Raw genomic sequence first — 12,597 nt, 5'->3', positions numbered from 1 at the left:
CGCCTCCATCCGCGCCGTCATACCCGACGCCTGGCATCAAACCATCGACGCGGTGCTGGCGCTGGGCGCCTCGACGAACAGCGAGCCGCGGGTCTTCGGCAGCTTCGCCTGGGCGGCGCTGACCGGGCTCGCTTACATCGGGCCCTTCTCCGATCTCGATCTGCTCTGGACCGTCACGCCCGACACGGATGTCGACAACCTTCTGGCTGGCCTGTCGTGGATCGATGCCGATGCGCCTGGGCGCCTCGATGGCGAGCTGATCGTCGGCGCCATGCAGGTGGCGGCGAACTGGCGCGAGTTGCACAGGGGTGGCGACGTTCTCGTCAAGACGATGGACGCCGTGGCGCTTCGGCCCACCGTCTGGTTCCTCCAGGCGCGGGAGGCCTGAGATGAGCGACGTGATCCTGCGCCCCTCGCCTCTCGGTCGCTCCGGACGCCTTGGCGTCGACGGCGCATCGCTCTCGCATGACGCCGTCGGCGCCCTCGCCTCGGAATGTCTGACGCTCGAAGTCGACACCTGGCCCAAGCCCGGCCTGGTCAGCCACATCGACAACGGCAGCCACCGCGACATGGACGCCGCGCTGCTCCGGCGCAGCGCCGCGACCCTGAAACCTTTCTTCAGCCGCGTCGTCGAGGCCGGCGCGGAAGGCGCGACGATGGATCGCTTGCGCATGATCGGCATCGAAGCGGAAGCCGCGATGCTTGCGGCGACGCGGGACGTCAACACCCACCGCGGCGCGATCTTCGGCCTCGGGCTTCTCTGCGCCGCAACGGGTCTTCGCGGCGCCGGCCTCGCCAAACCCGACGACAGGCTGGGCGACATCGTGCGGCGGCAGTGGGCGCAGGATATCGCCAACGGCCCGGTCGTCCTGCACAGTCACGGCACCCGCGCGGCAAGGCTGCATGGCGCCTCCGGCGCCAGAGGCGAAGCCTGCGCCGGTTTCCCCGGCGTCTACGACATCGGCCTGCCCGCGCTCAAGGCCGGTGCCAAGCTTGCGCCTTATGATGCTGAGGCGATCCGGGTCCACGCGATCTTCGCCCTGATCGCGGGGATCAAGGACACCAACCTGCTTCATCGCGGCGGCGCGGAGGGCCTGGCCTTCGCCCGCGCGAGCGCCGCCGAATTCATGCGCCATGGCGGCATCGCCCGGCACGGCTGGCGGCTCGACGCGGCCTTCATCCATGCGGAATTCGTGAAGCGCCGCCTCAGCCCCGGCGGCGCGGCGGACCTGCTGGCGATGAGCCTGTTCGTCCACGCGCTGGAACCTTGATGCTCGCGATCCTCTGCTCCGGCCAGGGCCACCAGCATCCCGCCATGTTCGCGCTGACGGCCGAGGCGCCCGAGGCGGCGGATATTTTTGCCGCGGCAACGCAAGCGCTCGATGGTCGCGATCCGCGACAGATGGTGCGCGACGTCGACGATGCGGCGATTCACACCAATGGCGTGAGCCAAATTCTCTGCTGCACCCAGGCGCTCGCCGCCTTCGCGCTGCTGCGGCCGAGCCTGGGCTCAAAACTCGTACTGGCCGGCTACAGCGTCGGCGAGCTCGCGAGTTGGGGCTGTGCGGGCCTGTTCTCCCCCCAGGCGACGCTTGCGCTCGCCAAGACCCGTGCCGCCGTTATGGACGATGCCAGCGGCCCCGCGGATGGCCTGGGGTTCGTCGGCGGTCTCGATCGCAAGGCCGTCGAGGCTCTGTGCCGATGCCACGACGCCGCCATCGCGATCGTCAATCCGAACGACGTTTTCGTGGTCGGCGGCGCGATCGAAAACGTGGCGGCCCTGTGCGCCGCGGCCCTTGCGGCCGGCGCGGCACGCGTGGGCCGTCTGAAGGTCAGCGTAGCTTCGCATACGCCGCGGCTCGCGGCGGCGGCGCCGCGCTTTCGCAAGGCGCTTGACGCGGCCGCCCCAACACCGCGCCTGGCTCCGGGCCTGCGCCTGTTCAGCGGCATCGACGGGTCCGCCGTCCTGTCGATCCCGGGCGGGCTGGACAAGCTCGCGGCGCAGATCTGCCAGACGATCGATTGGGCCGGGTGCCTGGACGCCTGCGTCGAGGTCGGCGTCGACACGATTCTGGAGCTCGGCCCCGGCAACGCTTTGGCGACGATGGCCGCGAATGCCTACCCCGGCATCAACGCTCGCGCGCTGGACGATTTTCGCAGTTTGATTGGGGTTGAAGCCTGGCTCGCCAAGGCCGAAGCGTGAAAAAGCCCTCCGTGCCAATGGATTGACGCATTCGCCTGCGAGTGTGAGCCTGTGGGCTCGGGTGCCGGGCAGCCGTAACGTGGCTGCTCATCGCCTCTTCATGCCAGGCAGAAAAAGGGGCTCGAATGCTGTCGACCGCTGCGAAGTGGACTTTGATCGTCGCGAGCCTCGGTTCAGCCGGCGCCGCCCAAGCGCAATCCAAGGATCCAGCGCCCGCGGAGACCCCAGCGCCGGCACCGGCCGTTCCCATAACGCCGCCCGTTGCAGCACCGCCTGCCGCAACACCAGCGGCGCCTGCGCCCGCCCCGCCGCCTCAGGCAACAGCGCCCGCCGGCACGAAGGCCGTCGTGGTTGACCTGAGCACCATGGACGCCCTGATCGGCAAGACCGTTCGCAGTTCCACCGGCGAGGACCTCGGCCGCCTGATCGATCTCGTGGTCGAGACCAACGGCCAGGTGCGCGCCGCGATCATCGATTTCGGTGGCGTTCTCGGCGTCGGCAGCCGCAAGATCGCGGTGGACTGGCGCGCCCTGGATTTTGGCGGCAGCGCGAAAGGCGGTCCGATCAAGCTGGCGCTTACCCGAAACCAGGTGCGCCTGTCACCGGAATACCGGTCCGGCGAGCCGATCGTCATCCTCGAAGATTCCGGCCCGGAGGCGCCAGCGCCGAAGGCCGCAGCAGCGGCACCTGCAACACCAACGGTCAAGTGACGGATCGCTATTGGCGACCGGACATCACCGGACGCGGCCTCGGAGCCGCCGCATGACCATGCGTCCGTCCCTCATGAGGATCCTCCGCGGCGACCCGAACGCCGATCCGGCGCTGAGGCGCGGGGAGCACGGTCTCGATTGGTTTTCGTTCTTCTGCGCCAATCTGCAGACCGGCTTCGGTCCGTTCGTTTCCGTCTATCTCACGACGTCGAAGTGGACGCAGACGGACATCGGGCTGGTGCTGATGATCGGCGGTCTCGTCGGCCTGTTTGGCCAGATCCCCGGCGGCGCGCTTGTCGATCGCACGCGCTCCAAGGCGCTCGTCGCCGGTCTGTCGGTCGCAGCGATCGGCTTTGCCGCGCTCTGCGTCGCGGTCAGCGCGTTCTTTCCGGTCATTCTCTTCGCCTGGGTGCTTCATGCCGCGGCGAGTTGCGTGCTGTCCCCGTCCATCGCCACGATCAGCCTCGGGCTCGTCGGCTATAACAGGATCGGCCACCGCCTCGGGCGCAACGCGACGTTTGCGTCCGTGGGCAGCGCGCTTGCCGCCGCCGGCATGGGGGCTGTCGGCTACTACATTTCCAATCAGGCCGTGTTCTTCGTCACCGCGCTGCTGGCCGCGCCGGCCATCGCCGCGCTGGGGCTGATTCGCCGCTCGGCAGGCGCGCCACCAGACGTGCGTCCCGACATCGACGCCGTGCCCAACGGTGCCGCCAAGCCCAAGGCCGGTGGCGATTGGAAGGGCATCGCGAAAAACCGCCCTCTACTGATTCTCGCCTTGGCGACGGCATTGTTCTACCTCAGCAACGCCGCGATGCTTCCGCTGGTCGGAAGCGTGCTGACGATGCGCTCGGTTCACTCACCAACGATCCTGATCGCGGCCTGCATCATCGTTCCCCAGATCATGGTCGCGATACTCTCGCCGATGGTCGGCACCAAAGGACAAAGCTGGGGCCGGCGTCCGCTGCTTCTCATCGGCTTCGCGGCGCTGCCGATTCGCGGCTTGTGCCTCGGACTGGTTCAGGACCCCACCATGTTCGTCGTCGTGCAGCTGCTCGATGGAATCTCGGCCTCGGTGCTCGGCGTGATCGTCCCGCTGATCGCCGCCGACACGACCCGCCACAACGGCGGCTTCGCGATGGCGCAGGGCGTCATCGGAACCGCAATGGGTCTCGGCGCCTCCTTCAGCTCGACGATGGCCGGCGCCCTCACCGATCACTACGGCAGCAGATTTGCATTCTTCGGTCTCACCGGCATCGCATTTGTTGCGCTCGTTGTCGCCGCGATCTTCATGCCCGAGACCCGCGATGGCACAGGTCCACGCCAGCGCGACGATGCCCTCGCGAGCGTTGCCGTTTGAGCGTCCAACCGGCCCGACACGAAAAAGCACCGGTTTCCATGGTGCAACGCAACCTAGGCCGTAGTTCGGCGTTAGCAGCTAAACCTAGGCGGAAGATTGGCTTCCCCCGGGTTCATCGCTTCTCCCGCTACCGGAAGGGACGACCCGATGGATGATCTATGTCGATATTCGACGCGTCCATGGGCGTTCTTTGGACGCTACATCAGTGCGCGACCGTGGGCCCACGCTGCGATCGTGGTCGGCGTCGTGGCGGCCGTCGGCTGCTCCGTCAGCACGCAGTATGGCGTCAAAGCGCTCGTCGATGCGCTTGCGGCGGGGCCCAATGCCGGTCGCGTCTGGCCTGCCCTGCTGTTTCTCGGCGTCTTGATCGCTGCCGATAATCTGCTCTGGCGCGTCGCGAGCTACATCTCCAGTTTTACGTTCGTTCAGGTCACCGGCGACATCCGCCGCGATCTGTTCCGGCACCTGACGGGCCACGCGCCGGCGTTCTTCTCGGACCGCCAGCCCGGCACGCTCGCCAGCCGCGTCACGGCGACATCCAACGCCTTCTTCACCGTTGAGAACATGTTCGTGTGGAACGTGATGCCACCATGCGTCGCGTCGATCGGCGCGGTGCTCTACATCACCACGGTAAGCGTCACGATGGCCGCGAGCCTGGCGCTGATCTGTTTTGCCGTCGTCATTCTGATGTTCAGGATCGCCGCGGCCGGCAAGCCGCTGCATCACGAATTCGCGAACAAGGCCGCGGCCGTCGACGGCGAAGTCGTCGATCTCGTCGGCAACATGTCGCTTGTAAAATCCTTCGGTGGGCTGCCGCACGAGTTTCGCCGCTTCGATATCACCCTCGACCGCGAGATGACCGCGCGCCGCCGCAGCCTGCTCTATCTCGAACGCCTCCGCCTGATCCACGCGCTCGTCACCATCGCGGCGACGATCGTGCTTCTCGTCTGGGCAGTCGAACTATGGGAAAAGGGTCAGATCACCGCCGGACAGGTTATTCTCGTCGCGACGCTCGGCCTTTCGATCCTGCACGCGACCCGCGACCTCGCCGTCGCCCTCGTCGATGTCACGCAGCATATGGCGCGGTTGTCGGAAGCGCTGGGAACCCTGCTGGTGCCGCACACTCTCACCGATCATCCCGAGGCCAAGGATCTGGTGCCGCGAAGCGCCAGCGTGGCGTTTCAGAACGTGTGCTTTTCCTATCCGGACGGACAGAGCATCTGCCGCGACTTCAACCTCGACATCAAGGCGGGGCAATGGATCGGACTCGTCGGCGAATCCGGCGGCGGCAAGTCGACGTTGTTCGCGCTGCTGCAGCGTTTCTACGATCTGCAGAGCGGGCGCATCCTGATCGATGGGCAGGACATAAGGCTGGTCAAGCAGGAGAGTTTGCGCGAGGCGATGACCGTGGTGCCGCAGGACATTTCGCTGTTCCATCGGACGTTGCTCGAGAACATCCGTTACGGCCGGCCGGACGCGAGCGACGAAGACGTCCGCGCCGCGGCCGAAGCGGCGAACTGTACCGAGTTCATCGCGTCGCTGCCCGCGGGCCTCGACACGCTGGTCGGCGATCGCGGCACCAAACTTTCCGGCGGCCAGCGCCAGCGCGTCGCGATTGCGCGCGCGATGCTGAAAAACGCGCCCATTCTGCTCCTCGACGAAGCGACCTCGGCGCTCGACAGCAAGTCGGAAGCAGAAGTCCGCGCCGCCTTGGAAAACCTCATGCGGGGCCGGACGGTGATCGCCATCGCGCATCGTCTGTCGACCTTGTCCGGCTTCGATCGCATCGTCGCGCTCGAAGACGGCAAGATCATCCGCGACGACACGCCGGCAAGCCTGATCCCCGCCGTTGCCGATTCTACGCTTCATCTCACACCCGCTTGACTGGAGGATTGTATGCGCATCGCTCAAATTTCCCCCCTCGCCGAAGCCGTTCCGCCGAAGTTCTACGGAGGCACTGAGCGGGTCGTATCCTGGCTGACGGAAGAACTCGTCGAGCAGGGCCATGAGGTCACGTTGTTCGCGGCCGGCGGCTCCGAAACGCGCGCCAAGCTGGTACCGGGTTGCGAGAGCGGGTTGCGGCTGCAGGGCGTGCGCGATCACACGGCGAGCAATCTCGTAATGCTCGACAATGTGCGCCGCCGCGCCAATGAATTCGACATCATCCATTGCCACATCGATCTGCTGCAATATCCGCTGTTCCAGGACATGGCGCATAAGGTCGTCTCCACCATGCACGGCCGCCTCGATGTTCCCGACTTCATGCCGGTTTACAAAGCCTATCCGCACATGCCGCTGATCTCGATCTCCGACAAGCAGCGCGAGCCGATGCCGTCGAACATGAACTGGCTGGCGACCATCCATCACGGTTTGCCCGCCGATGTCTGCCCGTACAATCCGGACGGCGGCGACTATCTCGCCTTTCTCGGCCGCATCTCGCCGGAAAAACGGCCCGACCGCGCCATCGAGATCGCGATACGCTCCGGCATTAAACTGAAAATGGCGGCCAAGGTCGACAAAGCCGATCAGGAATATTTCGATACGATGATCAAGCCGATGCTGGATCACCCGCTGATCGAATTCATCGGCGAGATCAACGAACACGAGAAGTGTGCCTTCACCGGCAACGCGCTCGCGCTTGTCTTCCCGATCGACTGGATCGAGCCGTTCGGCCTGGTGATGATCGAGGCTATGTCGGCGGGCACGCCGATCGTCGCGTGGAACAACGGTTCCGTTCCGGAGGTCATCGAAGATGGCGTCGCAGGGGTCATCGTCGACTCGATGGACGAAGCGGTCGCCGCCGTCGAACGCGTCCGCCACTTCGATCGCGCGGCGGTCCGTAGGTCTTTCGAAGCACGGTTCACTGCGACCCAGATGGCGCAGAACTACGTTGCGGCCTACGAATCCCTCATCGCAAAGTCCGATCCGACGCTCAGGCTTGTCGCCGCGGAGTAGAATGGACATCGTGATTCCGCATTTGGCGTCGACCCTGTCGTGATTCGGGTCGGCCGCTGAGCACGCCACGAACGATATCGATGAGGGGCCATAGATGAAGCATGCGACCGCGCAATCGGACGACGGCATCGAGCTGGCCTTCGAGCAGGTTCCAGAGCACTATATCGAGTCGCAGACCTCGCTGATCGAGAAGCCGCTTCGGACGCTGAAATATGCCGACGCCTTCGCGGTTCTCGACAGCACGGGCGACATCGGGCTGGATCCGGCCAGCCCCGAAGGTCTGTTCCTACGCGATACGCGCTATCTCTCGACCTATGATCTCCGGTTTGAGGGCAAACGAGGCCTATTGCTCGGCTCCGTCGTCGAGGACGACAACGGGTGTCTGTCGGCCGACATGACGAACCCCGACATTCATCGTGGCGACGACATCGTGACGCCGCGCGACATCATCGCGATCGAGCGCACCAAGCTGCTGTTTGAAGGCTGCTGCTACGAACGTATCGGCTTTTCCAACTTCGACGGACGGACCCGTACGTTCGGCGTCAGTATCCGCTTTGGCGCGGACTTTCGCGACCTTTTTGAAGTTCGCGGCTCGCGCCGGCCGGCGCGCGGCAAGGTCGCAGCCCGGACCGTCGACGCGCAATCGGTCGAGATGCGTTACGACGGTCTCGACGGCATCAGCCGTTTTACCGGCGTCAGTTTCGAGCCTGCGCCCGCGCGCCTCGAGACCGGCATTGCCGAATTCACCCTGACGCTGAAGGCCGGCGAAAAACGCTCGATTTTCGCGACCGTGGCCTGTGGTGAAGGCGCGCCCGCGACGCCGCTGCATTTTCTCGCGGCCTATCGTCAATCGCGGCGCGGCCTGAAGGAGATCACCCACGGCATCGCCACGGTAGAAAGCTCGAACGTGCTGTTCAACGAGGTCGCCTGTCGGTCGACGTCGGACATCTATATGCTGGTCAGCCGGACGCCGCACGGACTCTACCCCTATGCCGGGATCCCCTGGTTCAGCACGGTCTTCGGCCGCGATGGCATCATCACCGCAATGATGATGCTTTGGGTCGACCCGGCGATCGCCAAGGGCGTGCTGCAATACCTTGCCGCGACGCAGGCCAAGGACATCGACCCCGCGGCGGATGCGCAGCCTGGCAAGATCCTGCACGAGACGCGGCACGGCGAGATGGCCCGCCTGAAGGAAGTGCCGTTCGCGCTGTACTACGGCACCGTCGACGCGACGCCGCTGTTCATCATGCTGGCCGGCATGTATTTCGAGCGCACCGGCGACAAGGCGACGATCGACGCGATCTGGCCGAACATCGAGGCGGCGCTGAACTGGTGCGACGTCTTCGGTGATCGCGACGGCGACGGTTTTGTTGAATATTATCGCGAAACGGAGTCCGGCCTCGCCAATCAGGGCTGGAAGGACAGCCAGGATTCCGTCTTCCACGCCGATGGCACGGACGCGTTGGGCCCGATCGCGCTGTGCGAAGTCCAGGGCTACGTCTATGCCGCGAAATGTGCGGCGGCGGTGCTGGCGACATCTCGCGGCGACGTCGACTTCGCGGCTTTCCTCGAAGATCAGGCCGCGGAGCTGAAGACGAAATTCCACGATGCGTTCTGGTGCGAAGAGATCGGTACCTACGCGCTGGCGCTCGACGGCGACAAGAAAGCCTGCCGCGTGCGCTCGTCCAACGCCGGCCACGCCCTGTTCACCGGCATCGCCGATCCGGCCTGCGCGGCGCGCGTCGCCGATGGCCTGACGAGCCCCGAGGCGTTCAGCGGCTGGGGCATCCGCACCCTGTCGAATGGCCAGAGCCGCTATAATCCGATGTCCTATCACAACGGATCGATCTGGCCGCACGACAACGCGATGATCGTGCTCGGCTTCGCCCGCTACGGCCTTAAGGACCACGCCGCCAAGGTCTTCGGCGGCATGTATGATGCCGTGCGCTACCAGGAGCTTCGCCGGTTGCCCGAGCTGTTCTGCGGCTTCGGTCGCCGGCAGCGGCGCGGACCGACCGCTTATCCCGTCGCCTGCGCGCCGCAGGCCTGGGCCTCGGCGGCACCCTTCGCCTTCCTCGCCGCGTGTCTCGGCCTTCAGCTGCGCCACGACATCAACGAGATCAGCTTCACCGATCCGCGGATGCCAGCCTTCCTCGACGACGTCACGATCCGCGGTCTGCGACTCGGCTCGTCGCGCGTCGATGTGCGGCTGCGTTGCGATGGCCAGGACGTGACCGTGACGGTGCTCAAGCGCGAGGGTACCGCTCGGATCGTCCAGTCGAAGTAGGGGCGGTCTCAAGATCTGATGCAGCGGGCCTAAGCAAAGCGAACCTGGCCTGGCATCACCGTCCAGATGCTCGTCTGCTCGATCGGCGACAGGCTGTCGCTGTTGCGCACGGTCAGCGAAGCGCCGGGCCGCAGCGCCGCCGCGAGTTGCGTGATGTCGTGCAGGCTGAAATCGATGCCGTCGACGTCGATGTCGGCGCCGCTCAGCGCCTTCGCCAGCAGGCCCCTAACCGTCAGCTCGAGCGGTTCTGCACCAGCGTCCGCATCGGCGGCGATCCGCTCGAGGGACATGATCCAGGCGGCCAGGCGGATGCGCAATTGCCCGTTACCTGTGCCGCCATCCTGAGCCGAGATCTGCGCGAGCATCTCACGCGCCTCCGCCACCACAAGCGCCAGGCGCGGCGCCACGTCACCTTGCCGATCCGGCATGGGTCTTTCCCTTCAACGAAGTCGGCTAGACGCCGCCCGCGGCTGGCACGATGCACCGCTCGCTGTAACGACTCCCATGCCATCATTCGTTCCCGAAGGCGCGGGATTTTTCCCGCGCCTTCGGCATAGGCTCGGCTCTTGTTGCGCTTCCAGCTTTGGTGGAATCACCAAAGCGGGAAGAGATCGCTCTCCTCTCAGACGTTAGAGCAGGGCTTTCGGCAGCAGCATGTGGATGCCCTTGTTGCCGTCGACGAGCTGCGTCACCCGCAGATTGCCGGCGAGCGAACACAGCATGTAGGCCTGATTGCGAGACAGATTGGTCCGCTCGCAGACGTGGCTCACCATCTCCCGCACCGCCTGCTTGGCGGCGTCGTCGAGATCCTCGTCGAGGCCGATCGACATCAGGTGGGTCGGGGTCTCGGCGAAGGGCCAGTTCAGCTTCATGTCCTTGCGGACGGTCAGGCGGAAGCTGCCGGTGACGCCCGTCTCGAGCGCGGTGATGCAGACTTCACCGTCGCCCTGCACGCCATGGCCGTCGCCGGCGAAGAACAGCGCGCCTTCGTTGAAGATCGGCAGATAGAGCGTCGTGCCGGGCTTCAGCTCCTTGTTGTCCATGTTGCCGCCGAAGCTGCGTGGCACCGGTGAGCCGCAACGACCCCAGACCGGCGGCGGCGCGACGGCCATGATGCCGAAGAACGGATCCAACGGAATCTCGGTGCCCCAGGGCATGACGCAGACGTTCTTCTCGTGGTCCACCTTGGGATGGATGGTCTCGTAATCCGTGAACTCGTCGGGCAAGGTGCCGAGCAGCGGCAGGATGGCGACGAAGCCCCAGTCGATGCTGACCTTCACGTCGAGGATGTCGACCTGCAGCACGTCGCCGGGCTCCGCGCCCTTCACGTAGACCGGGCCAGTGATGAAGTGGGGCCCCGCCCCCTGGGTCATCGTGTCGAGCGCCTTCTGATAGTTCGGCGGCACGAGGCTGCGGTCGGCGGGCAGACAGTCCTTGCCGCCTGCCGGGAAGGAATGCAGCGTCACCACGTCGCCCGAAGCGATCTCGATGACCGGCTTCGTCGTGCTGTCGATATAGCCCCAGACCATGTTCTCGGGGGCGTCGGATACTTCGTGGCGTTGCGACATTGCAAGCTCCATTCTGGGGGTGAAGAGGGTCAGACGGCGATATGCCGGCTGAGGTGTTCGCGGCTCGTCGCCTCGGCGCGGACGGATTCGATGACCGTGCCGCGGGATAGGATCACGATGCTGTCGGCCAGGCTCATGGCGAAGTCGACGTATTGCTCGACGAGCAGAAGCGAGATCTTGCCTTTCAGCGCGGCGAGCACGTCCTTGATCGCGGCGACGATGTTGGGCTGGATGCCTTCGGTCGGTTCGTCCAGGATCAGGAGCGACGGCTTGGTCACCAGGGCGCGAGCGATGGCAAGCTGCTGCTGCTGCCCGCCGGAGAGCGCGCCGCCGGGGCGTCGCCACATTTGCTTCAGCACCGGGAACAGGGAAAGCGTCTCGTCCATCAGCTCGGTGCCGAGCGTGCCATGGGCGCGCGCGGCGGCTTGGATGTTTTCACCGACGGTCAGCTCGGAAAAGATCTCGCGGCCCTGCGGCACATAGGCGAGGCCGGCGGCCGAGCGGCGGTGCGACGACCAGCCGGTGATATCCTTGTCATCGACCAGAACGCGGCCGTCGGAGGTCGGGAGGATGCCCATCAGGCATTTCAGCAGCGTGGTCTTGCCAGCCCCGTTACGGCCCAAGATCGCCATGCACTCGCCCGGTGCGATCGCGAAACCGACGCCGCGCAGCACCTGCGCGCTGCCATAATGCTGGTCGAGGTTTTCGGCACGAAACAGCATGATCTAGCGCCCGAGGTAGACATCGACGACGCGGGGGTCGGCGCGCACATGGGCCATCGACCCTTCGAACAGGGTCTTGCCCTCATGCAGCACGGTCACGCGGTCGGCGATCCGTTCGACGAAGTCCATATCATGCTCCACCACGACGATGGCGCGGTCCGGCCGGCGCAAGCCGCGGACCAGCGCGACCGTACGCTCGGTTTCCTCGTCGGTGAGACCGGCGACGGGTTCGTCCAGCATCACGACTTTCGGGTTCGAGGCCAGAACCATGCCGATTTCGAGCCACTGCTTCTGTCCATGCGCCAGTTCCGACGCCGGGCGCTCGCCGTGGTCGGCGAGGCCGATGGATTCGATGACCTCGGCGATCCGCTCTTGCAGCGCGGTTTCCGACATGCGCCGACGAAACCCGGCCTGCGCGCCGATCGCGACATGCTCGCGGACGCTAAGACCCTCGAAAATGCTCGGTTTCTGGAATTTGCGCCGCACGCCGGCCTGGGCGATCGCCGACTCGCTCGCGCGGGTGATGTCGGTGGTCTGATCGAACACGACGCGGCCCTGCTTCGGGCGGGTGATGCCGGAGATCACATCGAGCAGCGTCGTCTTGCCGGCGCCGTTCGGCCCGATGATCGCACGGACTTCGCCGAAGTCGATGGCGAGCGACAGCGCATCGAGCGCGCGGAAACTGCCGAAGGTGACGCCGACGTTCTCGACGAGAAGCGCGACCGTCATCGCGGCATCTCGCGCACGCCGGCGACCTTGGCGCGGAGCGGACGCACCAGCTTCCAGGTCACG

Annotated in this window: 12 protein-coding genes; 8 read left to right on the top strand and 4 right to left on the bottom strand. The window is 65.6% G+C overall.

Going from position 1 to position 12,597, the window contains the following annotated elements; genetic code table 11:
- The 8 genes from GSQ79_RS08225 to GSQ79_RS08190 form a co-directional block, all read left to right on the top strand.
- On the top strand, window positions 1-388 hold a 388-nt coding region (locus GSQ79_RS08225), incomplete at its 5' end, for a phosphoribosyl-dephospho-CoA transferase MdcG domain-containing protein (protein ID WP_305764614.1).
- A 1-nt stretch (window position 389) separates the two neighbouring features.
- Window positions 390-1,271 (top strand): triphosphoribosyl-dephospho-CoA synthase MdcB, encoded by an 882-nt coding sequence (gene mdcB, locus GSQ79_RS08220; protein WP_158808240.1) that lies wholly within the window; start codon window positions 390-392, stop codon window positions 1,269-1,271.
- A complete protein-coding gene (locus tag GSQ79_RS08215) occupies window positions 1,271-2,203 on the top strand; it encodes an acyltransferase domain-containing protein (protein ID WP_368669929.1) in 933 nt (310 codons plus the stop codon). The genes mdcB and GSQ79_RS08215 overlap by 1 nt, the downstream gene beginning before the upstream one ends.
- Window positions 2,204-2,550: 347 nt before the next feature.
- A complete protein-coding gene (locus tag GSQ79_RS29390; protein ID WP_246725192.1) occupies window positions 2,551-2,913 on the top strand; it encodes a PRC-barrel domain-containing protein in 363 nt (120 codons plus the stop codon).
- A 52-nt stretch (window positions 2,914-2,965) separates the two neighbouring features.
- Window positions 2,966-4,270 (top strand): MFS transporter, encoded by a 1,305-nt coding sequence (locus GSQ79_RS08205; protein ID WP_246725191.1) that lies wholly within the window; start codon window positions 2,966-2,968, stop codon window positions 4,268-4,270.
- A 147-nt stretch (window positions 4,271-4,417) separates the two neighbouring features.
- Window positions 4,418-6,154: an ABC transporter ATP-binding protein gene (locus tag GSQ79_RS08200; protein WP_158808237.1), complete on the top strand. Its 1,737-nt coding sequence runs from the start codon at window positions 4,418-4,420 to the stop codon at window positions 6,152-6,154.
- Between the two features lie 12 nt (window positions 6,155-6,166).
- Window positions 6,167-7,225 (top strand): glycosyltransferase family 4 protein, encoded by a 1,059-nt coding sequence (locus tag GSQ79_RS08195; protein ID WP_158808236.1) that lies wholly within the window; start codon window positions 6,167-6,169, stop codon window positions 7,223-7,225.
- Window positions 7,226-7,319: 94 nt separating this feature from the next.
- Entirely contained in the window at window positions 7,320-9,515 is a 2,196-nt protein-coding gene (locus GSQ79_RS08190; RefSeq protein WP_158808235.1) for an amylo-alpha-1,6-glucosidase, read from the top strand.
- Between the two features lie 29 nt (window positions 9,516-9,544).
- Here the strand turns inward: GSQ79_RS08190 and GSQ79_RS08185 are convergent, their stop codons facing one another.
- From GSQ79_RS08185 to urtD, 4 genes are all read right to left on the bottom strand, one after another.
- Window positions 9,545-9,922: a hypothetical protein gene (locus GSQ79_RS08185; protein WP_158808234.1), complete on the bottom strand. Its 378-nt coding sequence runs from the start codon at window positions 9,920-9,922 to the stop codon at window positions 9,545-9,547.
- A 222-nt stretch (window positions 9,923-10,144) separates the two neighbouring features.
- On the bottom strand, window positions 10,145-11,083 hold the full coding sequence (locus GSQ79_RS08180) for an acetamidase/formamidase family protein (RefSeq protein ID WP_158808233.1): 939 nt from the start codon (window positions 11,081-11,083) through the stop codon (window positions 10,145-10,147).
- Between the two features lie 29 nt (window positions 11,084-11,112).
- Window positions 11,113-11,802 (bottom strand): urea ABC transporter ATP-binding subunit UrtE, encoded by a 690-nt coding sequence (urtE, locus tag GSQ79_RS08175; RefSeq protein WP_368669930.1) that lies wholly within the window; start codon window positions 11,800-11,802, stop codon window positions 11,113-11,115.
- A gap of 6 nt (window positions 11,803-11,808) precedes the next feature.
- Window positions 11,809-12,534 carry an urea ABC transporter ATP-binding protein UrtD gene (gene urtD / locus GSQ79_RS08170; protein WP_158808231.1) on the bottom strand — a complete coding sequence of 242 codons (726 nt, stop codon included), beginning with the start codon at window positions 12,532-12,534 and terminating at the stop codon, window positions 11,809-11,811.
- Window positions 12,535-12,597: the final 63 nt, after the last annotated feature.

Origin of the sequence: Beijerinckia sp. L45, from assembly GCF_009765775.1 — a bacterium.
GTDB lineage: Bacteria > Pseudomonadota > Alphaproteobacteria > Rhizobiales > Beijerinckiaceae > RH-AL1.
This window is presented reverse-complemented; position numbering and strand designations above follow the sequence as displayed.

What these genes read in the sequence shown, in the direction of transcription:
- mdcB (WP_158808240.1), top strand. Translation starts at nt 390, where the DNA reads ATGAGCGACGTGATCCTGCGCCCCTCGCCTCTCGGTCGCTCCGGACGC.
- GSQ79_RS08215 (WP_368669929.1), top strand. Translation starts at nt 1,271, where the DNA reads ATGCTCGCGATCCTCTGCTCCGGCCAGGGCCACCAGCATCCCGCCATG.
- GSQ79_RS08205 (WP_246725191.1), top strand. Translation starts at nt 2,966, where the DNA reads ATGACCATGCGTCCGTCCCTCATGAGGATCCTCCGCGGCGACCCGAAC.
- GSQ79_RS08200 (WP_158808237.1), top strand. Translation starts at nt 4,418, where the DNA reads ATGGATGATCTATGTCGATATTCGACGCGTCCATGGGCGTTCTTTGGA.
- GSQ79_RS08195 (WP_158808236.1), top strand. Translation starts at nt 6,167, where the DNA reads ATGCGCATCGCTCAAATTTCCCCCCTCGCCGAAGCCGTTCCGCCGAAG.
- GSQ79_RS08190 (WP_158808235.1), top strand. Translation starts at nt 7,320, where the DNA reads ATGAAGCATGCGACCGCGCAATCGGACGACGGCATCGAGCTGGCCTTC.
- GSQ79_RS08180 (WP_158808233.1), bottom strand. Translation starts at nt 11,083, where the DNA reads ATGTCGCAACGCCACGAAGTATCCGACGCCCCCGAGAACATGGTCTGG.
- urtD (WP_158808231.1), bottom strand. Translation starts at nt 12,534, where the DNA reads ATGACGGTCGCGCTTCTCGTCGAGAACGTCGGCGTCACCTTCGGCAGT.